The sequence below is a fragment of the Henriciella barbarensis genome, assembly GCF_003576345.1.
Lineage (GTDB): Bacteria > Pseudomonadota > Alphaproteobacteria > Caulobacterales > Hyphomonadaceae > Henriciella > Henriciella barbarensis.
Genome location: NZ_QWGB01000005.1, coordinates 1,489,715 through 1,512,036 on the forward strand (window position 1 = coordinate 1,489,715; position 22,322 = coordinate 1,512,036).

Below are 22,322 nucleotides of genomic sequence, written 5' to 3' on the forward strand. Positions count from 1 at the left end.
ACATGACTGATGCCAACCTATCGGTTGTCCGGAAATTTATCAGGCCGCAGTCTGGCGACAGCTGGGCCACGATTGCCGAGCGGGAACTGCCGAAGCTGAAAACCGAAGAGGGCGTTTCCAGCCTGCAGAGCTGGAACCTTCACGTCTACATGCGCGCACCGGCCCCGGAAGGTAGCCCGCGCGCTGGCAACCCGATCCTGCCAAGCGATGTGATCTTCATCGAGCCGCCAATGGCGGCCGCATGAGCGGCGCAATCATCAAGCACGTCCAGATCGCAGCAGCGCATGATGGTATTGCCGAACTAATTGTGACGCTCGCCTTCGAGAATGGCGGGCAGTCTCTCGTGACGCTTGATGAGTACGCGACAAGCCAACTGATGGAGTCGACAGGCGCAGACCAGCCGGAAGACCTCACAGGAACCGGGTGGGAGCATGTGCGCGACGCACTCGCTGCCTCTTCGGCCCGGTATCTCAACGAACAAGAACAAGACCAGAGGGAAACGCCCCATGTATGATCTGATTATTCGCAACGGCACTGTCGTCGATGGCTCCGGCCTGCCAGGCTATCAGGCCGACGTCGCCGTCAAAGGCAATCGTATCGCCAAGATCGGCAAGATCGCTGAAACCGCAGACAAGGAAGTTGACGCATCCGGCAAGATTGTTGCGCCTGGCTTTATCGATCCGCACACCCACTTTGACGCCCAGCTTCTCTGGGATGGCGCGGCAAAGCCTGCTCTGTCGCACGGGGTAACAACCATCGTTCCGGGCAATTGCTCGCTCTCGCTAGCGCCTCTCAAGGCAGACCATCGCATGCGTCTCGTCGGCATGTTCAACCAGATCGAAGAAATGCCCTACAAGGCGTTCCGCGAAGGTGTCGTCTGGGACTGGGAGACCTTCTCCGAATACATCACGCGGATCCGCAAGGGCCTCGCGATCAATGTCGCCCCGCTTGTTGGTCACAGCGTCATCCGTCTATGGGTGATGAATGATGCGGCGACCGAGCGCACCGCGACAGACGCAGAAATCGCAGAGATGCAGGACGTTCTGCGCGAATGCCTCGATGCTGGCGCGGCGGGCCTTTCGACCAGCTATGTCGACATGGACGAGACGCTCCAGCCCGTGCCAAGCCGCTATGCCGATGCTCGCGAAGTGGAGGCTCTCGCTGCTGTGCTCGGAGAGTATGGCCGCATGCTGCAGATCGTGCCGGAATTCTACGATCCTGACCTGACAATCGCGCGGCTTGATCAGCTCGCAGAGCTTTCGATCAAGTACCAGATCCCGACGACCTTCTCTCCGCTTTTCGTGAATTCGGACAATGTGGACGCGGTCGATAGGGTCATGAATCGGGTCGACGAGCAGTTCACCCGCGGCGCCCGTGTCTGGCCGCAGGTGCAGACGCGCCCTATCGATATCTCATTCTCCTTTGCGGTGCCGAGCCTTCTCTTCATTCGCTACCCCAACTGGTACCGGATCATGCGTTTCGGCACCCCAGAAGAAATCAAGGCGCACTTCGCGGACCCGGAGAACCGGAAGGCACGCGCCGCAGAGGTCGCTGATGCGAACGGTCTCTGGGAGAAGCTTGTGCTGCGGCAAGTGAAAACGGAAGCAAACCAGAAATATGTGGGCCAGACCCTCGCTGGGATCGCCGCTGACCGGGGTGTCACGCCGGTAGAGGCAATGATCGATATTTCAGTCGAAGAGGATCTGGAGGCGCATTTCCTTGCTGCCGATATGGGCCACAATGATGATGAGAAGGTTGTCAGACTGCTCAAGCATCCGCGTGTGCATATTGGCGCGAGCGATGGCGGGGCGCACATCCTGTCTTTCTCGACCTATGGTGACACCGGCTACCTGTTCGCCCATTTCGTCCGCGACCTGAAGACCATGCGGCTTGAGGATGCGGTCAAGAAAATTACGTCTGATACCGCCTCGATCTGGGGCATTCCAGAGCGTGGTCTTCTGCGCGCAGGCTATATCGCTGATATCACTGTCTTCGACGCCCGGACGGTCGACCGCGGTGTCGAAAAGTTCGTTCAGGATGTACCGGGTGATGGCAGTCGCTATGTCCGCGATTCTCATGGCGTTGATACCGTCATCGTCGGTGGCGGCATCGCTTGGTCGGCAAAGGGCGGCTATCAGGAAGCTCGCGGCGCTGTCCTGCCAGGCGAGGCGGCTGATCGGCCTCAACTGGTTGCGGCCGAATGAGCTGGCCGGGGGTGAGTGAGCGCCGGATCGCGACGAACGGGATCGAGCTCAATATAGCGGAAGCAGGGGAGGGGCCTCTTGTCCTGCTTCTGCATGGCTTTCCGGAGTCGTGGTATTCCTGGCGCCACCAGTTCGAGGTGATTGCGGCTGCTGGCTATCATGTCGTTGCGCCAGACATGCGCGGTTATGGCAAGTCCGACAAGCCGCATGAGATTGAGGCCTATAATCAGGTCGAGGTCCGCAAGGATATTATCGGCCTGATCTCTGCACTTGGGTATGATCAGGCGATTGTCGTCGGTCATGACTGGGGCGCGCCGACAGCCTGGGCGACGGCGCTGCATCATCCTGACAAGGTGCGTGCAGTAGGGGCGCTTTCTGTCCCCTTCATGCCGCGCTCGCCAGTCCAGCCGATGCCAGTCATGCGCGAGATGTTCAAAGGCCAGTTCTTCTACCAGCTTTATTTCTTCGAACCCGGCATTGCCGAGGCTGAATTCGAAGCCGATATCCGTACCTCTCTGAAGAAGTTCATGGTGCTTGCAGGGGGTGAGACTGACCTGACCCAGCTGCCCGTGAAGGGTCCTGACGATGATATGTTCTCTGGCCTGCCTGATCCGGAGACGCTTCCCGCATGGCTAAGCGAGGAAGATCTGGATTTCTATAGCGCAGAGTTCACCCGGTCGGGCATGCGTGGTCCGCTTAACTATTATCGCAACCACGATCTCGCCTGGAAGCTAACCGAAGGCGCTCCGGAGCACATCGACCAGCCCGCCTTTTTTCTCGGGGGGGCGAATGATGGGGTGATCATGATGGCAGCGGAGGCGTACCAGGCGATGCCAAGCTATGTACGTGATCTGCGTATCAATGAGCTGATCCCCGGCATCGGCCACTGGACGCAACAGGAAGCGCCAGAGAAGACGAATGAGGTCATTCTCCGGTTCCTTAAGGAGGTGGATGGATGACTGAGTCCGTTCTTGTTATCGGTGCCGGCATCGGCGGGCTATGTACGGCGCTGTCGCTCGCGCCTACCGGCCGGACTATCACCATACTGGAGCGAGACCAGCCTCCGCCGGCTGATGATCCGGACGTCGTATTTCTGGACTGGCACCGGCGCGGGGCAGGCCATGTTCGCCAGAGCCATGCCTTCCTTGCCCGCCTTCGCAACATCATCAAGCAGCACCACCCGAAGCTGCTTGAAGAGCTGAAAGCGCTCGGCACGCGCGATCTCACCTTCGACATGATGCTGACAGAGCAGCAGCGAGAGGTTTATGAGCCGCAGCCCGAGGACGCAGACCTCACCATCATTACAAGTCGGCGCACGACGCTGGAACTCGCCATTCGGCGCTATGTCGAGGGTCTGGATAACGTTACCATTCGCCCCGGCTTTTTTGCGCGAAAACTGACCACGCAGGAAAGCGAAGGCGGCGTTATAGAGGTTTGCGGCGTGAGCGGCGAAGAGAACGACGCGCCCGTGGCGCTGTCTGCTGACATTATTGTCGATGCGAGCGGCAAGTCGGGCTTCCTTATTCAGCAACTTATGGACGAGGGCGCAGCGATTGGCGAAGAGAGTGAAACGGCAGGCATTCTCTACTTCACGCGCCATTATCGGCTACGCCCCGGACAGGAAGAGCCTTCACGGACCGAAAACCCGCCAGCGAGCGGTGACCTTGGCTATATCAAGTTTGGCGTTTTCCCCGGTGACAATGGCTGCTTTTCGGTGACGGTGTCGGTACCCGAAGTCGAGCTTGAGCTTCGCAAGGCCATCATGAATCCGGACGTATTCCACGCGGTTACGCTTCAGCTTCCAGGCGTGGAGCCATGGACGAATGCGGCCCGGTCCGAGCCGCGCGGCAAGGTTCACGGTATGGGTGACCTGCACAGCCGTTGGCGTGACATGGTCGTGGAAGAGACACCGGCAACGCGTAACTACTATCCGCTTGGCGATACGCTGGTGCGTACCAATCCGCTCTACGGCCGTGGCTGTTCCTTTGCGGCCGTGAGCGCGGAAATGCTGCGCGAAACGCTTGAAGAAACGTTTGACGCGAACGAGCGGCAACGCGTCTATCACGCCAAGCTGCGTACGGAACTTCGCCCTTATTATATGAATCAGCGTGCACAGGACCGCTCTGCTATCAAACGCGCAGAAGCTGCCTTGACACTAGGCTATAAGAAGAGCTGGCGCGGCAAGCTCGTGGAGAGCTTCTTTGAAGACGGTGTCCGGATTGCGCTTCGCTCCGATGTTGATCTTCTGAGACAGGCCATGCGCGGCTTTCACATGCTGGAACATCCTAACAAATGGCTCGGCAAGCCAGCCAATTTGGGGCGGGTTCTCTGGTACTGGGCGCGCGGCCGGAAGCGCAACGCGGCTGCTTATCCGCCCAAGCCGGGGCCGGAGCGAGATCAGATGATGCTGGCGCTCAACCTCGACCCGAAAGCCGATATGCGGCAGACCTCCGTCGAGGCTGAACTTGCGGCCTGAGAGAGCGGCAGGGAAGGGCCTTGAAACTGTGGAAGACTTGGGCAAGCGCGAGCAGGCCAAGGCACGCCGGCGTAGCGATATCGTACGCGCCGCGCGCAACCTTATCCGTGAAACCGGCGAAACCGATCTTTCCATGCGGACGCTGGCCCAACGCGCCGGTGTCAGCCTGTCGACACCCTACAACCTCTTCGGATCAAAGCGCGCTGTCGTGCTTGCCGTTCTGGAAGATGAGCGCGATTTTGCCGAACGCTTTCGCAAGCTCGATAGCGGCAATAGTATTGATCGCATATTCGGGGCGCACGATCTTGCTTTCAGCTATTACACGAGTGATCCCGAGTTCTATCGCACGCTGTGGCGCGCGCTTCTAACGACGTCCGGCCAGGATGATACCGGGCTAGCGACGCCAGAGAGACTCGCCCAGACGCGTGCAATCTGGCTGGGGCTCGTGCGCAATGCCGTAGATGATGGCTCTCTGGCTAGCGACATACCGGTCGATCTGATCTTGCAGTCCATGGCACATGTCACGGGCGGCGCGCTTCTATCCTGGGCCGTTGGCAGCCTATCGACCTTCGCCCTGACGGCGACCGTTGGTGTCGGCTATGCGCTTTGTCTGAAGGGATCGGCGACGCCGCAAGGCCGCGTTCTTCTGCAAGCAAGGATTGAGGCATACCAGTCACAACTTGCCAAAGCAGGACCGCAGGTAAACGAACGCGCGCCTGAGACCATGTAACTCTTGATGTCGCCGTCAATGCGCGCGCGCCGAACCTTTCAGCGAGTTTTTCGGAGTTCTGGGTTATTGCTTTCCAGTCCGCGCGGCTCTGGAGATCCGGTGGTGCCAGCCATAAGACGCCGCCGGCAACCACGTCCGGAAGGGCAAGATACTCGCTGACATTGTCGAGCGTGATGCTAGCACTCGGCATCCGTTCGAGCGCGGCGAGCGGTACCTGAAGAGCCGCTATATACTTAGGCCCGCCCAGCAGGAACGCTACAAGCTGGGGGCCGCCACACGTCTCCGTGGATGCCGTGGACCTAGGAGTGGTAGGTATGTGCGGCTCAAGCGAAGTTCTTCTGGCAATACCCTTCCTTGCCTTCGATCAGGGAAATCCGTATCCCAGTGCTGGGCGCTGATCACACGGACAGGACGTGACGATGATTGGTCTAGGGATCGGTTTGCAGGCCGTGCTCGTGCTTGTTGGCATCTTGGTAGCCCGCGCCGCGATCACCACTGCGAGAACGCCTCAAGGTGCAGCAGCCTGGGTTGTGTTTCTCGTTTCTTTTCCGCTTCTGGCATTACCTGCCTTCGCGGTATTTGGCAGCGTTTCCCGCCTGTCATTCGGGAGGCGGGGGCATGATGTGCAGGCGTTCGCAAAACCCGAACAGGGGCGGCTCGACAGTTTCGCCAATCTTGCTGCGAACCCGCCGACAGATGGCAATACAGTCAAGCTCCTGGTGGATGGTCAGGCGACGTTCGATGCAATTTTCGCCGCCATAGACGCGGCAGAGCGCGAAATACTCGTCCAGTTTTACATTATCCGATCCGACGCCATCGGCCACAGCCTGAAGGAGCGCTTGATCCAGGCGGCTAAGCGGGGAGTGGAGATCCGCGTGCTTTGCGATATGGTCGGCTCATTGTTCCTGGGGCCCGGCTATGTCCGCGCCCTTCAGGCTGCAGGCATTGAAATACACGGCATTCCGGGGCCACATCGGGCGCTGGGCCGTGTTGGTGTAAATTTTCGCAATCACCGCAAGGCGGTGGTGATCGACGGTTCGCTTGGATTTACCGGGGGGATCAATGTCGGCAACGAATACATCGATGGGGGCAAGAAGTTCGACTCCTGGCGTGACACGCATCTAAGCGTCAAAGGCCCGATGGTGGCGCAGCTGCGCGATATCTTCGCGTTCGATTGGGAGGCGGTGACAGGCAAGAATCTACCATTCCTGCACTCCACCGCTCCGCCAGACGTTGATGGTACTCAGCGGGGCCTCATGATGGGGTTCGGTCCAACCGACAGGCTCGAACGCGGCAGCCTGCTACTCTGCGGGCTTGTTAATCTAGCCCGTTACAGGCTCTGGATCGCGACACCCTACCTGGTGCCGCATACCGATCTGTTGACGGCGCTCCAGCTTGCGTCACTGCGCGGCGTCGACGTGCGCATCCTGATCCCGGAGCCCTCTGACAATATCATAGCCTGGTATGCATCGCGCAATGCCGCGCGCGGCCTGAAGGAAGCGGGCGTTCAGATTTGTGCCTACCAGCCGGGGTTCATGCATTCCAAGGTTATGCTGATTGACGACGATATCGCGTCGGTGGGCACTGTTAATCTTGATATCCGCTCGGCCCTGCTGAACTTCGAACAGACTGCGCTGATTGAAGACCGGTCCTTCGCGCTAGACGTTGAGTCCATGCTGGAAGACGATTTTTCAAGGTCGCGCCCGGTGGCGGTTCCAGGGCCTTGGCATGTTCGATTACTGGCCCCGGTTGCCCGGCTGTTTGGTCCACTTCTCTGATGCAGTGCCTTCGGATTGTCAGCTGGAATATTCGCAAGGCCGTTGGCCTTGATTGGCGCCGCAAGCCCGAGCGTGTTCTGCGCGTGCTGAAAAGGCTCGAACCCGATATCGTGCTATTACAGGAAAGCGACAAACGTCTGCCACCGCGTCCGCCGGCCCTGCCCCTAGACCTTGTGCGGCGAGCAGGATGGACCGCCATCGACGCCGATCCCGATACCCCGTCGATTGGCCACCACGGCAATGCGATCCTGTTAAGGCCAGATATAACGCTGCAGGCGATGATCGCGCTCGATCTGCCAGGACTGGAACCGCGCGGCGCCGTACTGGCGACAGTGACCAGACCTGGGATGAGCCTGACCTTGGGCGGTCTTCATCTTGGCTTGCGACAACGAGACCGCCTGGCTCAGATGGCGCATGTTCTAGACGCCGCGCACCAGTTTGACGGGCCGATCGTGCTTGGCGGCGATCTGAACGAATGGCGTAAGACAAAAAGTCTGGTGCCGCCGGGATCAAACTGGACCGAAATCGCGCCCGGTCCTTCCTTTCACGCATCGGCGCCCCGCTTCAGCCTGGACCGGTTCGTGATCAACGAAGCGGTGACCATCGATGGGCATGGCGTGGTGTCGAGACAATCAGCAGAGCGCGCTTCTGACCATCTGCCGATCTGGATGGATATTGAACTAAGCGACCAAACAAAACCGAGAAATGGGTTTTAGGGTAATGCGAAAAGGCTAGTCGGGTCACGCTGGCTAATTTGGTAGATTATCAGGTCTGATCGTCAATTCCGGATGGGCGGCCGTATCGACTAGTACAAAGACTTTTCTGCTCGCCTCGTCACTTAAAACCAGGCGCACGCGCCGCCGGGTTTCGAACCCGCTCGTAAAGAATTTGGGTTTCAAGGAGATTGGAAATACGCAAAGCGATTTCAATGACGTCAAAGGGTTTGGAGACGAAGTCTTTCGCTCCGAGGGAGAGAGCCCGGCGACGCGCCTGAAGTGTCGTGTCAGCCGTCAGGACAAGGACGGGCCGAAATTCCTCAGGTCGGCTCTGCCGCCGGAAAGAGTCCAGTAGCTGATAGCCGTCTATATCCGGCATCATCAGGTCCAGCAGAATGATATGGGGGTCAAACTCCACCAGTTTCTCAACGGCCTGCATGGGGTCTGACAGGCAGTGGATCTGCGAATAGCCTTCGCGTTTCAGAAGTGTTTCCAGAAGCAGAAGGTTTGCCTCTTCGTCATCAATGATGAGGATGCGTCGTTGCAGGATCTCTTCGTAAGGAACCGTTGCGGCGGTCATGACGTCTCCGGAAGCGTTCTTTTTGAGGTATCTTTCCCAGCATTGCGGGCCTGCTGGCCTAGTTCAGCGACCTTCAGCGTGAACCAGAAGTCCGCACCTTTGCCGATATCGGACCGGTGGCTGTAGCCTATCTCACCCCCCATCGACTCTACGAGGCGCTTTGACAGGGCAAGACCAAGTCCAGTTCCTTCGACACCTTTGACCTTCTGGCGGCCTAGCCTGTCGAAGGGCGTAAATAGCCGCGAAATATCGGCATCCTTGACGCCATCTCCGTCATCTAGAACATGAACCTGGACGCGGTCGTCTACCCTTTCCGCTGTGATCTGAACGGATGTCCCCTCGCGATTGTACTTCGCAGCGTTGGAAACGAGGTTCAGAATAACCTGCACGATCCTGCGCCGGTCGCCGCGGATCTTCATATCTTCCGGCAGCAAGGAACGGTCATACTCCAGCTGGGCTGTTCTGAGAATTGGGCCAGACAGGTCGTAAGCCTCTGCAAGCACTTCATTGATGCTGAGAATTTCTTCTTTCAGTTCAGCGCCGCCGGCTTCGATACTGGATATATCGAGCAGGTCATTGATGAGCGATAGAAGGTGCCGCCCTGCCTTGAGGATCTGATCAACCGATGTCTGGTGCGTCGAAGAGAGTTCCTCCCGGTCGAGTTCAAGAACCTGAGCAAAGCCGAGGATGGCGCTCATTGGCGTTCGAAGCTCATGGCTGGTGCGGGACAGGAATTCGCTCTTGGCCGCGCTCGCCGCGACCGCCTGTTCGCGCGCCAGTTTCAGGAACTCCTCGGTACGTTTGCGCTCTGTCATGTCTCGCGTGACTTTCGCGAAACCTCTAAGCTCTCCAGTCTCATCTCGAAGGGCGGTAACCACGACATTGGCCCAGAAGCGTGTTCCATCCTTGCGTACACGCCAGCCTTCATCTTCTGTGGTTCCGTCCCGCCTTGCGCGTTCAAGTATCTCTAGCGGCAGGTGATCCCGCGTTTCTTCAGGATGGAAGGTGCCGAAGAAGCGCCCCAGGATCTCGTCGGCATGCCAGCCCTTGATGCGTTCGGCGCCAGTATTCCAGCTGGTGACATTGCCGTCCGGGTCGAGCGCGAAAATCCCGTAATCTCTGACGCCTTCAACGACCAGCCTGAAGCGTTCTTCGCCTTCGCGCAGGTCGCGTTCGCGGGCTCTGAGAAGCTGGCTTGCCCGATCTACCTTTTTTGCCAGCCTGCCGATTTCATCGCGCTCATCTGGAAACGGGTTGAGAGGGTCACCCGCCTGAAGCTTTTCCGCGTTCACCTGAAGCATTCGGATGCGCCGTACAATGCCTGTCGAGAACAGGAAGACGGCGGTGAGACTGCCAAGCAAGCCAACAACGGCGCTTATCGCGGTGAGGGCCAAAAAACGGGCGCGAACCGTATCGACACGCGCGCGCCGGGTGTCGAGCAGGATGCCCTCCTGGCGTTGAATCTCTTCGATCTGGCTGCGCAGATCATCAAGGACTGCCTTATTCGCAATCAGGGCCGATAGCACAGCGTCCGAGCGCGCCGGGCGTTCACCTTCGCTGCGCGCCAGGGAGATAAGGGCGTCTAGGCCTTCTTGTTTTTGTCCGGTGATCTCAAGAAAACGCTCAAACTCGCGCCTCACGCCTTCATCCTCAATCGCGTCATCCAGTCTCGCGATGGTCGGGGGCAGTTCGCGTTCGGCTTTGTAGAACGGCTCCAGAAAGCGGTTCTGATCGGTGAGAAGGTAGCCGCGCACACCGCTGGCAGCCTCGGCAAGCAAGGCGTGAACCTGATAGATGTCGCGTTGAATGGCGAAGGCCCGGCGCACATCGTCTTCGGCCCGGGCCTCGGCATCGCTTGCAATATAAAGGCTACCAAGCGAGCCAATCAAAATCACAAGCGGCAAGGCCACCAGGACGAGCCCTTTGAAGGGCAGCGAGAGGTCGGCCCAGTAGCGACCGATGCCTACCTTGCGTGCAGAAGCCTCCGCCATGGTTCAGCCCTGCCTTTCGCGCCAACGTGTGGCGAGGACGGCCGCCTGCGTGCGGTCGGCGACCCCGAGTTTCGCGATCAAACGCTCGACATGCGCTTTGACCGTTGCCGGGCTGATCGATAGCTCTCTTGCAATCGCCTTGTTCGTCATGCCTTCAGCGACATGATCAAGGACAGCCCGCTCGCGCGGCGTCAGTCTGCTGAGTGCAAGTTCATCGTCATGCTGGCGATCCGGCCGCGCCAGCAGCGAGGATAGCAGGGCTGCAGGTATTGCGGTTCCGCCCGCCATAACCTGCCGGGCCGCTTCGCAAAGCTCATTGAGCGACGCATCCTTGAGAACATATCCGGTGGCACCGGCATCCAGAGCGGCGCGTACATAGTCTGGATCATCATGCAGCGTGAGCATCATGATTTTTGGTGCCTTCAAGAGCTTCGACACTTCCTTCGCAACGCCAAGACCATCCATGCCATCACCAAGCCTTATATCGAGGACCACGAGGTCGGGCTCATGCTCGGCAATTAGTTTCAAAGCTTCGGCGCCATTCTTCGCGGCGGCGACGACATCCATCCCGCCGCGTATGAACGCTGATTTCAGGCCCTCTCGCGCCAGTTCATGATCGTCCACGATCAGAAGCCGAATTTGATCCTTCACCGTATTCCCTCGATTTCCGCTCGGACCTGCACGCCCCCGCCGTGCATATCGCTAACGGTCAGGCTGCCTCCGATTGCGAGCATTCTCTCTTTCATCATTTCAATGCCGACCTGCTCGCCGGGAAGCTGGGCGGAAGCTTCATCCTTTCGAAGGCCAACTCCATGATCACGAATGGCCATGGTCCAACGGCCTGCGCCGGGTTCAGCCTTCAGCAAGATATCGACCTGGCACGGACCGCCAGCATGTTTTCGGACATTGGCGAGCGCTTCCTGGGCGATCCGATAGTAGGCCGTCGATAGGCCTGACGGCCAGTCTACGTCCTGTTTGACATCGACGAATATGTCGAAGCCTTCAGTCCTCATCTGGTCGCTCATGACTTTCAGCGCGGAGGCGAGACCGAGATCGTCGAGAGCTGTCGGCCTCAGCCCGGCAATCACGGCGCGAAGTTCGCGTATGAGCCCTTGCGACATCGAAATTAGTTGATCGCGCTCTTCGACAGAAATCGCCTCATCGGTTGGAACGGCTTCGAGGCGGCGAAAGAGCGCGCCGGCAGTTTGCGCGACGCTGTCGTGCAGGTCCCTTGAAACGCGGCGGCGCTCTTCTTCCTGCGCGCTAAACAGGTTTCCGATTACGTGTTCGAGGCGGCGCTCGCGTTCCTGCACTGTTTGCAGCAGAAAATCGTTCTCCTGCTGCTTGGCGACACGCTGTATCGAGGATGCCATGAGCTGGCAAAGAAGAAAGAGCGCCTGGCGGTCTTCCTCATCAGCAAGTGTTTCGAGACTACCGAGTTCAGAGAGATGAAGCGTGCCGACCCGCTGATCCGTGGTGCCCGGCGCGATCAGGGGGATACCCGCTGTCTCTGCGTCGATAGAAACGACGCCTTCGCGGCTGCCAGCGAAGTGAGCAGCGCGCATCGCGCTTTGCTGCAAGATGTCCGACAGCGTATTATCTTCTGCGGTCGAAAGATCTCTGCTCGCCTCGACCAGAAGCCGCAAGCGCGCGGCACGGGCCTCTGCAGACCTATAAAGATCTCGCAGTTCCGCCACGGTTTCCGGTTGGCCGGAGAATGATGAATTCTGCTTGGACACCTGGTTTATCTAGGGCGGCCCGGCGCAAAGGCATAGGCCATCCGGCCTAGGCCGCGAGACCTGCTACCTGGCCGAATTCAGACGGGGTGCGAAAAGCCATTTCTTCGCCACGGGCAATGAAGCCCGCCAGAGATCGGCAGCAACGGGATAGGCCGTGCGCCGCCGAAACCAAAAGGCGAGTAATGACCATGATTAAACCAATTTCGAAGACAGCGCTTATCGCAGCTCCGCTGGCGATTGCCTTCCCTGCTTGCGCGCAAACCCAGGCAACCAGCTCCAGCGCATCCACGGCATCTTCAGCACCAATCACTAAGGCTGACGTCGCAGAAGCGCAGCAGGCCTGGGGCGAAGGCATCGTTACTATCGGCGAAGCCTTCTCTGAAGGCGAGGACTACGCCGAGGCGGCTCAAGAGCATATTGAGCGCTTCTACGCCTACGGCTCGCATCCGATCCTCTTCAAACCGACTCTTGCTGCTGACGAGCAGTTCCGCGGCGATTTTGACGGCGCGCTGTCCTACTTCGTCGGTGGTTCGATCGCCGAAGACAACGGCTTCGCCATCGCGCCTTACACCGATGTGCGTTGGGAAAATGAAGGCACCTTCATCGACTCCGATAGCGCAATGGCCATGGGCAATTATTTCTTCACCCGCACGACCGGTGAAGAGGTGAAGGTCGAGTACAGCTTTGGCTATGTGCGCGACAATGAAGGCGAGTTGAAGATTGTCCTTCACCACTCCTCACTGCCCTACGCCCCAGAATAAATAATCCCCACCCCTGAGAACTTGGCGCGCCAGAGTGTTCCCCTCACTCGCATTCTGGCGCGCCTTTTTTATTGAGGTCAGAAATCGAGATGTCGAAGATCAATTTATTTGTAGCGCCCTTCACAATTGGTGCCGGCGCATTGTTTTTCACTGCAGCCGCTGAGGCCCAGTCCCTGACGGGCAATGTCGGCTCTGCTGGTGTGTCCGACGGCGAACAGTCGCTTGAGACCCGTTTCGGGATCAACGACGACGGCAAGTCGGGTGCGCGTGTACACTACGACTATGCCGCGACGGATTGGTACCAGCTCAGGCTTATCAGCTCTTTCTCCAAGCCAGACGCTGAAGACTGGGATTTCAGTGCTTTCACGGTCGAGAACTGGTTTCAGTGGAGCGAAGAAGCGCGCTCTAACGAAGGCTTCAATGGCGGCCTGCGGTTTGCTTATAGCTTCGCAGATGGCGGTGGCCCTGACGAAGCTGAAGTCAGGCTGACAATTACAGACAAGTTCGCAGGTGCCTGGGAATGGCGTGCCAATGCGATTGGTGAAATCGAGACCGGTTCGGGAAGCGAAGGCGGCGTCGAGATAGAGACACGCGCTCAGCTCACCCGCGGGATCGACATAGGCATGTTTGGTGCGTCAGGCGCTCGTCTGGGCTTTGAAGTGTTCAGCGAATGGGGAAACAGCCGGGACATTGGCGGTATCGACGAGCAGGCCCATCAGATCGGGCCTGTCATCAAGCTCGACTGGTCCAGCGGTGTTTTCCTTCAGTCGGCGGTCCGTGCTGGTCTCACCGATGCGAGCGATGATGGGATGTTCAAAGTCTTTATTGGCCGCGAATTCTGACGCGACAATCCGCGCGCCATGGACCTGTCCGCAGCCGATGCACCTGTTCACCTCAAACGAAAACCGCCCGGGCCTGGTGCCCGGGCGGTTTGTTTTTGTCAGGCGTCGAAGGCCCGGTATGTGCCCTCATCAGGCCAGAGCTTTGGCGCCTTCCGGTTGGGCGGCTGGCCTCGTCTCGGCTGGCACTCCAATTCGCGCAGCAAGTTTGAGGGCCATTACGCCAGCGATGGCCGACAGGATGGAGCCTGCAAGGACACCGATACGGACCTGGTCGAGGCTGTCGCGTGAATCAAAGGCGAGCATGCCGATGAACAGGCTCATCGTGAAACCGATACCGGTAAGGCATGCGACCCCGTAGATGTGGGCCCAGTTCGTGCCTTCCGGTCGGCGGGCGATTCCAGCCTTTACCGCAAGGAAAGTCGCACCGAACACGCCGATCTGCTTGCCAACAAACAGACCCGCTGCGACGCCAAGCGTGATTGGCGCGGCAAGATCCTCAAGCGACAGACCGCTCAGTGACACACCGGCATTTGCGAAAGCAAAGATCGGAAGGACACCAAAGGCGATCCACGGGTGAAGCCCATGCTCCAGCTTGTGAAGCGGAGACTGCGCTTCCTTCGTCTTGCCGTGGATCGGGATGGCAAGCGCCGTCAGTACACCTGCAAGCGTCGCATGGACGCCTGATTTCAGCACGCAGACCCAGATGAAGACGCCGATGAGCGCGTATGGCGTAATCGTTTTCACGCCCGCCCGGTTGAGAACAACGAGCGCAGCAAGTCCGATCGCGGCCAGTCCAAGCACCATTGTCGAGAGGTCAGACGTGTAGAAAAGGGCGATCACGGTGATTGCGCCGAGGTCGTCGATGATGGCGATGGCGAGCAGGAACACTTTGAGCGATGTCGGCACCGAGCGACCCATCAGCATGAGTACGCCCAGCGCGAAAGCAATGTCGGTTGCCGCGGGGATCGCCCAGCCATTGAGCGTTTCCGGCGTGGACCAGTTGATCAGAACATAGATGAGCGCTGGCCCGGCCATACCGCCGACCGCCGCAATTAAGGGGAGGGCGGCCTTGTCGAATGAGGATAGTTCGCCCTCGAGGATCTCTCTCTTGATCTCGAGACCGATCAGAAAAAAGAATACGGCCATCAAGCCATCATTGATCCAGAGCAGAAGCGGTTTCGCGATCTCCAGCGCACCAATCTGAACGACGACAGGCGTTGTGAGGAAGCCGCCATACAGGCCGCTGAGAATGGAGTTGCTGGCAATCAACGCCATCAAGGCGGCAATCATGAGCAGGATGCCGGCGGAAGATTCCAGTTTGAGGAAGTTCTGTATCCTCGCGACAATCAGGGACATATTATCGGTCCTTCTAACAGAGCAAGCTAGCCAGGGCGCGCGCGGCACCCTGGCGGCGTTTGGGTTCAGAGATTTGGTGGCGAGTTACCAGTCGAGGTCGGGGTACTTGTCTGCGGCCCGTTTCTTCGAAGAGACCGGCGCCGACCGAGGCACGAATTCAGTACCTTCGTCAGGACGCGACTTGCGGTCGTTTTCGTAGGCGTCCTGCTCACCCATGACCTTGTCGGAGAATTCAGAGAACATCTCCATGAGCCAGTTCATTTCGGTAATCCTTCTTGCTTCTCCATGAAATGGCAAAACTGATAGATAACTTCCAATCAAACTTTTATCTTGCCTACATAGTGAAAGGCTATTGAATTGCGGGTCTCAAGCGTGATCGCCCAAGCCCTCCTCTAGAAGCGTTCGGGGCGCAGGACGTTGACATCGCTGACACTGAGGACGCCGATATGAGCGCCTAGAAGCTTCTGAAGATCCTGAAGGGCAACCTGCATCACAGAGTCACTGCTGATGGCGATCATGATCACCATGTCCTGGCTTGCCGACATGTCGCGGTCGCGCTGCCAGTAGCTGCCCTGCCCATAACCTGCGAGTGCGGGAACGACGGTGTAACCTTTGATGCCCGCGCTTTCGAGGACGCGACCCGCACGTTTCATGGCCATGCGTTCGATAATCAGTTCGAGCCGTTTCATTGCATGCATGATCTACGCGCCTCCTTGAAGCCACTGCGCCACTGTCAGGTATAATGGAATCCCGACGGCGATGTTGAATGGGAAGGTGATGCCAAGCGAAAGCGTTAGGTAAATGCTTGGCTTTGCCTCTGGCAGTGCAAGACGCATGGCGGCTGGCACGGCGATATAGGACGCCGATGCTGACAGCACCATAAGCAGGGTGGTGTCACCCGTATCGAGGCCGAGCAGGATGGAAGCGATTGCAGCCAGCGATGCAGATATGAGCGGCATGTAGATGCCAAAGCCGAGGGCTGCGGCGTCGAGCTGGCGCCAGCCATGCCGCAGGCCGCGTCCGGCCGACAGGCCCATATCGAGAAGGAAGAGGCAAAGAACGCCTTGGAATGGATCGACAAAAAACGGAGAAATCTGTTTTGCGCCATCCGTTCCGATCAGCGCCCCGATGATTAGTGCGCCGACAAGGACGACCACAGAGGCATTTAGAAGGACTTCCCGAAAGAGTTCACCGCTTTCAGAGCCGGCTACGGGTTCGGATTTCTGTTTGCCGCGCGATGCCAGGAAGAGGGCTGTAATGATGGCTGGAGCCTCCATCGCTGCAGCGACGGCGACCATGTATCCTGAACTTTCGATGTTCGCGGATGCCAGCAGCTGCGTCGCGGCAACGAATGTGACGATTGAGATGGAGCCATAGTGTGCTGCGGTCGCTGCGGCATCGATGCGACTGAGTTTACTAGTCACCCGCAAGGCACCATAGGCGATCGCCGGTAGCGAAAAGGACAATGCGATGGCGATGGCGAATACGCCAATCATTGCCAACGTCACTGGGCTTTCCGACATCGCGATGCCGCCCTTCAGGCCGATCGCCATCATTAAGTAGATGGCCAGACCCTTGGCAAACGCTTCGGGAATGCTCATCGATGAGCGAAGAAGCGCCGCGAGCAGGCCCAGAATGAAGAACAGGACGACAGGCGACAGAAGGGTGGTCAGGGCCAGATCGAGCATTGAGGCGACCTCTCTAAATTTTATCTGGGCGGCCGCGACCTGGGCGGCATTGCCTAACAGGTGCTGGATATCCAGTTTGAGCGCGTACCTACACGCTCACGCCATAAGAACAATTCGGAAAATAGTATTATTCCAATAGCTAGAGGCTATGGATTGGCACGGCCTGCCACCTTGCGAGCGAATTCAGAACGGTCTTCGCATTCTCGATGAGGCGGGCCCGATCCTTGATCGGTCCAAAATATCGAAACTTGCAAAGCCATTTGGACTGGTCTGTTTCATCGATGATCGGTGTCGGGCATTCGAGAATTTCTATCGGCGCCCAGCTGATCAACGACTCAGTATGGAATGCAAGGCTTTCGCCGGTGCGTGACCATTCTGCAATCATCCAGAATTCATCTTCCGATTGCAGCGTATCTGCGCTACCGGTAAAGAAATGCTCGGCGCTTTCTGCAGTGGCATAGGCGAGCCGGACTGCTCGTGCGGGCTGATTGTTGTGCTTTCTCGCAAAGCTCATGCTTAGTCTCCTTCGGTGCAGGAAACGTAGGCAAGCCAGAACATTCTGAGAAATCGAATAAAACAGGCAAGTGCATAGCTTTATGCTATGTTGAGGCTTAGCGGCGTCCGACAAGGACGGAGACGGCGGCCGTTTTCAACTCTTCTGCAAGCCTGACAAGACGGTCTCCAAGAGGTGAGGTCTGGCGCCAGATCAGGGAAATTTCGCGCCTTGCCAGTGGATCATCAATCTTCCTGACAACGAGATCTGGATCGCGCCTTGCTTCAGTCAAAGCATACAGGCTCGGTAGCACGGCGACGCCCGCGCCCATTTCTGCCATCTGTCGGATGGCATCGAGACTGGTGCCCTCATACTCGCTGCTCACATGAGCCCCCGCCGCTTCAGCGATGGACTGAATCTTCAGGTTAAACCGGTGCCCGTAGCCGAGTGTAAGCAAGGGCCTGTCTTTCAGGTCGGACAGTTTTACGTCGCCATAGCTTAGGGCGATGGGGTCGTCGGGGGCCGCGCAGATCCAGAGTTCTTCCTCGAAGAGCGGCATGTGCTCAGCGTTGGCGTGATCCTCAATCGTCGAGATCACAGTATCGAACCGGCCATCATGTAAGTGTTCTTCGAGATCGATCGTGCGTTCCTCGCGCACGCTCAGGCGAAAGTCAGGGTACCTTGCGTGCAGGTGCCGCGTCACGCCCGGCAGCAGGTAAGGGCCGATCGTTGGTAGCACACCAAGCCTGATCCGTCCTGTAAGGGCGTCGTCCTCCGATGCCAGTACCGCCTTGAGGTCTTCAACGTCACGAAGGATGAGCCTGGCACGGCGCACTGCCTCTTCGCCCAGCGGTGTGAGAAACGCGCCGTGGCGGCCGCGCTCTATCAGGACATTGCCCAGATAGGCTTCCATATCCGCTACCTGCGCTGAAAGACTGGGCTGACTCACATTGGTTCGCTTGGCGGCTTCGCCGAACTTTCCCGTATCCGCGATCGCGACAAGGTATTGAAGTTGTCGAAGGGTAGGTCGCATCCATAATCTCCGGCTATCAAGTGCAAAGATAATTACACTTTGAGCTATGATGCTACTTGGTCCAAATCAAGGGCGTCCGCCACGAGGCGGATCTACAAACGGAGAAAAAAATGAGAAATCTGCAGTCGCCCCCTCCCGCCTACGCTTCGGAAAAGGCCGGTTCGCCGGCACTGCTCGCGCAGAGCCCATCCTTCCTGCGTCGCCTGTGGCGTGAGCGACGGGCACGCCGATATGCGTCCTCTCGCAACTAGTGCTCTAGCGCTTCAAATACGCTGGGTTGGGCCTACCCACCCCTCATCCCCCCACCACCCAGCTGCCGCCCGGATTGAACATCCGGGCGGTTTTTGTTCGTATCGTAATGGATTTTCACGCTCTGGAGCCAGCTTTGCAATTCGAGTGCAAGGAAAGGGGCCAGAAGCGCCAAAATCAGCACTGCCGAGCGATTTGTATTAGACTGATATGTGAATTCATCTATTTATCTATAGCTGATGGATCGATCATTCCATGATGTGCTGGCCGCAGCTTACGAGTTGCCTGGAGAGCCTGAAGCCTTTGACCAGTTTCTGACCGAAGCCAAACGCTATCTCTTCGGCGACGAGGCAGGAGCGGTCATTGCAGATCATGTCGCCTTTGCTGAGGAAGATGATCCGTCGCTGGATCGACATACCAACCGGCTCGACAGATTGATCCAGAAGCTGGTCCAGTCTCAAGGTTCAACGGCCACGCGCTTTCACGCTATCCTCGACATTTCATCCTCAGGTTCGGTGATGGGCAATAGCGCGGCCGAGCGGCTATTTCGCTGCCAGTTTCCCACGACCCTTGATGCACTACCGCTGGACCATGAGGCGTTGAAGTTCATCCGCCGCTATCTTTCGATGACGCCCATCAGTCAGGCCGATGATCAGGTGTTTCTCGCGACCGTCGAAGCCGATGACACGCGGTCGTGTATGGCACTTATTCAGCGTCCTGCAGATGCCGACGGTCTGGCGCGTATCAGTGTATCGTATATCGACTGGTCCGAGCGGCTCCTGAGCCGGATCGGTGCGGCTTTCGGTCTGACATCGGCTGAATCGTCGGTGCTCGCCGGGTACCTTCACAACCAGACACCCGGTGACATTGCAGAGGACCGAGGGCGTTCGCTTGAGACGATCAAATCGCAATCAAAGTCGATCCTGAGGAAGAGCGGTTGCGCGCGGATGAGCGATGTCATTCACATCGCAGCAAGCATCGCCTATCTCCTACGCGAGATGCCTGACACGGCCGTGGAAAGTTCGGCGCCGCCACGCTGGGAAACACCAAAAAACGGGCTCCAGTTCTGCGAGGTTCGTAATGGACGCGAGCTTGCCTGGTACCGCCTCGGGAGCGGGACCCGTCCGGTGCTCTTTATTCATGGTCTCATCCAGGGTCCGTTTTTCTCAGAAGAGTTCGTCGAGCTACTCAATGAGAATGACCTCTTCCTGATCTGTCCCTCGAGGCCGGGTTTTGGGTACTCTCAGCCAAGTCCGACGCGGGCTGATTACAATCAGACCGTCGTAAACGACTGTGTCGATCTGCTGACGCATCTTGCGGTCTCCGCCTTGCCAGTTCTGGTGCATCAGGGCGGCTCCAGCCACGGCTTCCGTATCGCGACCGAGCTTGGAATTGCTTGCGAGGGCCTGATGATCGTCGATGGCGGCGTTCCAGTGCATGACGAGGCGAGCCTTCGTTATATGGATAGCGGTTCGAGGATGATGGCCGCCGCAAACAGGCGTTCGCCCGGCTTTCTTAAAATGCTGACCCGGCTTGGCCTCGCGACTTACCGCGTGCGGGGTGTCGAGACTTTCCTGCGCGAGCTCTATGGCAATTCGGCGCCTGATATGGCCGCACTTGAGGACGCTGAGATTTCTCGCCTCGCCGCTGAAGGCATTTTCCATGTTACCGAGCAGTCAGCCGAAATATGGGTCCGGGATGGCAATGCTGCGATGGAGAACTGGGAACAAGATTTTGAAGCCTATGGCGGCGCTCAGGTCTGGTTGCTTGGCGAGAATGCGAAGATCCTCGATCCAGCCTGGGTCCAGAAGCGCCTTGATACATGCGATCCGGAGAAGGTCAGCCTGTCGGTAATTGCAAACTCCGGAAACACCTTGCTGTACACGCACCCAGACGTGATCGTCGCCGAATTGATCCGTCTCCATCGATCCTGAGTCCGGACTTGCAGTCTCGGCCGGTGGCTCAGACGGCAACTGCCTTCATACCCTTTGTAAAAAAAAACAGCCCTGCCGAGGGGCAGAGCTGGTAGCTCGGTAACAACGCATCCTGATCAAACGCTTGTTAGTAGTCCGCACACTCCGGTCGCGTCGTGTAACGACCGTCCCGTGAGGTGATGGAGCTATTCTTACAGTAGCTCGGCTTCCAGTCTTTAAAGCTGTTGCCGAGCGTCTCGATCTGTTCACCGAGAGTTGGTGTACGCGGTATGGGTTGTACCGGCCGCTGGAGGTCAGCAATCATCTGCTCGTTGCGGCGGTCAATCTCCGCATTGCGCGCGGCGACAGCGTCGAGTTCTTCAACCATGTCGCAGCCAGGCGTGTAGCTTAGTGAACAGGCCTTGGCATAGAGATGGCGGTTGTGTCGGTCGCCATCCAGCCAATAGGTGGCGCTCGCATATGAATAACAAGACCAACCGTCGCCACGCTCACAGGCAGCCTTCGCGTACTTGGTCGTGTTGTTATGGTCCTCGCCGAACGCGAAATAGGCTGTGGATGCGGCCATTGTGCAATTATTCTCGCTTGGAACCGCGTCGCAGGCCTGGCTGTAAGCGGCGAAGCTTACCGGGTAATCTTGGTCGGAGTACGCGAAATTGCCTTCCATTTCGCACGCAACCATGCTGCCCAGTTCGCACCCCCGCTTGGCCATGGCCCTAGCAGAAACAGGATTCTTCTGAACACTGTTTACGCCGTGATGAAAGGAAGATGCGGCTAGCTCACAATTTTCGGCATCGCCGATGTCGCAGGATCGGTAGAGTGCATGTTCAGCCTGGTCAGGCTCCGCAGCTACGCCTTCCCCGCCTTTCAGGAAATGGTAGGACATATAGCAGCCGAAAGCGACGTCTTCTGCATCAAACAACTGATCGTCGCCCGGTTCGGAAATACACGCGCGGCGATAGCCTAGAAGGGATTTTTCGGCTTCGGCGGTGACGCCCTCTACCGAGCCAAACGGACTGAACCAAAGGCCCTGGGAAAAACAGGCCGACGCCAGGCCGCGATCGCAGCCGATGGAGTAGGACCTGCCGACATAGTCCGGATCGTAGTTGGGCTTATCCTCATCCCGGAAGGGACCGACGCCAGCGATGCAAACAAGAGGGTCACCTGCAACACATCTAATTGCGATAGCCTCCTTGAAAATGCTTGGCGCGCCTGGTTCCTCCGCGAGATTGCCAGCATCATCATACACCATCCCGACGGCATACTCGCACATCTCAAGATTGCCATAGCGGCAGGCCTTGAGGAGATAGTAGCCCGTATAGGTGCGGCTTACCGGGACGCCGTCTAGCCCCTTCAGGTGTTGATTGGCGAGGTTTTCGCAAGCCGCGTAACCGCCTTCCTCACCGCATTGCGCAATCCACTCCGGATTGCCGCGGTCGGGCAGGCTGGCAGGCTCCATGGCCATCGCAGTCGGCTCGAGAACACCGTGCATCGCGATGATCGACACAACCGCTTTCCAGTGGCGGGTAAAAGGCGTCATCTACATTCTCCATCAAATGAGTGAAGCGTAGACCTCGTTTATCCTTCTCCGCCTCACCCCAGAGGGTGAAAGCGCATTCAGAAGGCATCACAATCTGCAATGTTTGTGGGCATCCTGGCATCGCTTGGCGCTGAAGCCACGCAACTGACAGATCGCGCCAGCCTATATGCCCGCCAAGAAACATGAGACAATAGTACTTGAAATTGCCCGCTAGT

22 protein-coding genes and 1 pseudogene are annotated in these 22,322 nt (G+C 58.0%); 11 read left to right on the forward strand and 12 right to left on the reverse strand.

Annotation, left to right across the window (positions count from 1 at the left end; translation table 11 throughout):
• Window positions 1-2 precede the first annotated feature (2 nt).
• From D1224_RS10350 to D1224_RS10375, 6 genes are read left to right on the forward strand one after another with little or no spacing between them, the layout of a single operon-like run.
• Window positions 3-245, forward strand: coding sequence for a hypothetical protein (locus D1224_RS10350; protein WP_119379790.1), 243 nt, complete (start codon window positions 3-5; stop codon window positions 243-245).
• Complete coding sequence (locus D1224_RS10355; RefSeq protein WP_119379791.1) at window positions 242-514, forward strand: hypothetical protein; 273 nt, start codon at window positions 242-244, stop codon at window positions 512-514. Before D1224_RS10350 ends, D1224_RS10355 begins: the two co-directional genes overlap by 4 nt.
• Window positions 507-2,204 carry an N-acyl-D-amino-acid deacylase family protein gene (locus D1224_RS10360; RefSeq protein ID WP_233350482.1) on the forward strand — a complete coding sequence of 566 codons (1,698 nt, stop codon included), beginning with the start codon at window positions 507-509 and terminating at the stop codon, window positions 2,202-2,204. The genes D1224_RS10355 and D1224_RS10360 overlap by 8 nt, the downstream gene beginning before the upstream one ends.
• Window positions 2,201-3,163: an alpha/beta fold hydrolase gene (locus D1224_RS10365; protein ID WP_119379793.1), complete on the forward strand. Its 963-nt coding sequence runs from the start codon at window positions 2,201-2,203 to the stop codon at window positions 3,161-3,163. The genes D1224_RS10360 and D1224_RS10365 overlap by 4 nt, the downstream gene beginning before the upstream one ends.
• On the forward strand, window positions 3,160-4,680 hold the full coding sequence (locus D1224_RS10370; RefSeq protein ID WP_119379794.1) for an FAD-dependent oxidoreductase: 1,521 nt from the start codon (window positions 3,160-3,162) through the stop codon (window positions 4,678-4,680). Before D1224_RS10365 ends, D1224_RS10370 begins: the two co-directional genes overlap by 4 nt.
• A 28-nt stretch (window positions 4,681-4,708) precedes the next feature.
• Window positions 4,709-5,410 (forward strand): TetR/AcrR family transcriptional regulator, encoded by a 702-nt coding sequence (locus D1224_RS10375; protein WP_119379795.1) that lies wholly within the window; start codon window positions 4,709-4,711, stop codon window positions 5,408-5,410.
• 70 nt (window positions 5,411-5,480) lie between these two features.
• Here the strand turns inward: D1224_RS10375 and D1224_RS16855 are convergent.
• Window positions 5,481-5,756, reverse strand: a pseudogene (locus D1224_RS16855) (hypothetical protein); the annotation flags it as partial.
• A 73-nt stretch (window positions 5,757-5,829) separates the two neighbouring features.
• On the opposite strand from D1224_RS16855, the gene cls reads away from it, so the two are divergent.
• Window positions 5,830-7,188: a cardiolipin synthase gene (cls, locus tag D1224_RS10385; protein ID WP_119379797.1), complete on the forward strand. Its 1,359-nt coding sequence runs from the start codon at window positions 5,830-5,832 to the stop codon at window positions 7,186-7,188.
• Complete coding sequence (locus D1224_RS10390; protein WP_119379798.1) at window positions 7,188-7,904, forward strand: endonuclease/exonuclease/phosphatase family protein; 717 nt, start codon at window positions 7,188-7,190, stop codon at window positions 7,902-7,904. The genes cls and D1224_RS10390 overlap by 1 nt, the downstream gene beginning before the upstream one ends.
• 118 nt (window positions 7,905-8,022) lie before the next feature.
• On the opposite strand, the gene D1224_RS10395 is transcribed toward D1224_RS10390, so the two are convergent.
• From D1224_RS10395 to D1224_RS10410, 4 genes are read right to left on the reverse strand one after another with little or no spacing between them, the layout of a single operon-like run.
• Complete coding sequence (locus tag D1224_RS10395) at window positions 8,023-8,484, reverse strand: response regulator (protein ID WP_119379799.1); 462 nt, start codon at window positions 8,482-8,484, stop codon at window positions 8,023-8,025.
• Window positions 8,481-10,475 (reverse strand): sensor histidine kinase, encoded by a 1,995-nt coding sequence (locus tag D1224_RS10400; RefSeq protein ID WP_119379800.1) that lies wholly within the window; start codon window positions 10,473-10,475, stop codon window positions 8,481-8,483. The genes D1224_RS10395 and D1224_RS10400 overlap by 4 nt, the downstream gene beginning before the upstream one ends.
• A gap of 3 nt (window positions 10,476-10,478) precedes the next feature.
• Entirely contained in the window at window positions 10,479-11,126 is a 648-nt protein-coding gene (locus D1224_RS10405; protein WP_233350483.1) for a response regulator, read from the reverse strand.
• Window positions 11,123-12,214, reverse strand: a complete 1,092-nt coding sequence (locus D1224_RS10410; RefSeq protein WP_147372367.1) for a sensor histidine kinase — start codon at window positions 12,212-12,214, stop codon at window positions 11,123-11,125. Before D1224_RS10410 ends, D1224_RS10405 begins: the two co-directional genes overlap by 4 nt.
• A gap of 188 nt (window positions 12,215-12,402) precedes the next feature.
• Here D1224_RS10410 and D1224_RS10415 point away from each other — a divergent pair, with 188 nt between their 5' ends.
• Both D1224_RS10415 and D1224_RS10420 read left to right on the forward strand, forming a co-directional pair.
• Window positions 12,403-12,975, forward strand: coding sequence for a phosphoribosyl-AMP cyclohydrolase (locus tag D1224_RS10415; protein ID WP_233350484.1), 573 nt, complete (start codon window positions 12,403-12,405; stop codon window positions 12,973-12,975).
• 89 nt (window positions 12,976-13,064) lie between these two features.
• Window positions 13,065-13,817, forward strand: a complete 753-nt coding sequence (locus D1224_RS10420; protein WP_119379802.1) for a hypothetical protein — start codon at window positions 13,065-13,067, stop codon at window positions 13,815-13,817.
• Window positions 13,818-13,946: 129 nt separating this feature from the next.
• Here D1224_RS10420 and nhaA read toward each other — a convergent pair whose 3' ends face one another.
• From nhaA to D1224_RS10445, 6 genes are all read right to left on the reverse strand, one after another.
• Window positions 13,947-15,173 (reverse strand): Na+/H+ antiporter NhaA, encoded by a 1,227-nt coding sequence (gene nhaA, locus D1224_RS10425; protein WP_119379803.1) that lies wholly within the window; start codon window positions 15,171-15,173, stop codon window positions 13,947-13,949.
• A gap of 84 nt (window positions 15,174-15,257) precedes the next feature.
• Window positions 15,258-15,434: a hypothetical protein gene (locus tag D1224_RS16490; protein ID WP_182482233.1), complete on the reverse strand. Its 177-nt coding sequence runs from the start codon at window positions 15,432-15,434 to the stop codon at window positions 15,258-15,260.
• A 131-nt stretch (window positions 15,435-15,565) separates the two neighbouring features.
• A complete protein-coding gene (locus D1224_RS10430; RefSeq protein WP_119379804.1) occupies window positions 15,566-15,871 on the reverse strand; it encodes a DUF190 domain-containing protein in 306 nt (101 codons plus the stop codon).
• 3 nt (window positions 15,872-15,874) lie between these two features.
• Complete coding sequence (locus D1224_RS10435; protein WP_119379805.1) at window positions 15,875-16,861, reverse strand: sodium-dependent bicarbonate transport family permease; 987 nt, start codon at window positions 16,859-16,861, stop codon at window positions 15,875-15,877.
• 139 nt (window positions 16,862-17,000) lie between these two features.
• A complete protein-coding gene (locus D1224_RS10440) occupies window positions 17,001-17,375 on the reverse strand; it encodes a hypothetical protein (protein WP_119379806.1) in 375 nt (124 codons plus the stop codon).
• Between the two features lie 97 nt (window positions 17,376-17,472).
• Window positions 17,473-18,387 (reverse strand): hydrogen peroxide-inducible genes activator, encoded by a 915-nt coding sequence (locus D1224_RS10445; protein ID WP_119379807.1) that lies wholly within the window; start codon window positions 18,385-18,387, stop codon window positions 17,473-17,475.
• A 488-nt stretch (window positions 18,388-18,875) separates the two neighbouring features.
• Here D1224_RS10445 and D1224_RS10450 point away from each other — a divergent pair, with 488 nt between their 5' ends.
• Window positions 18,876-20,570, forward strand: a complete 1,695-nt coding sequence (locus tag D1224_RS10450; RefSeq protein ID WP_119379808.1) for an alpha/beta hydrolase — start codon at window positions 18,876-18,878, stop codon at window positions 20,568-20,570.
• A gap of 127 nt (window positions 20,571-20,697) precedes the next feature.
• Here the strand turns inward: D1224_RS10450 and D1224_RS10455 are convergent, their stop codons facing one another.
• Complete coding sequence (locus D1224_RS10455) at window positions 20,698-22,107, reverse strand: SEL1-like repeat protein (protein WP_119379809.1); 1,410 nt, start codon at window positions 22,105-22,107, stop codon at window positions 20,698-20,700.
• Between the last annotated feature and the right edge of the window lie 215 nt (window positions 22,108-22,322).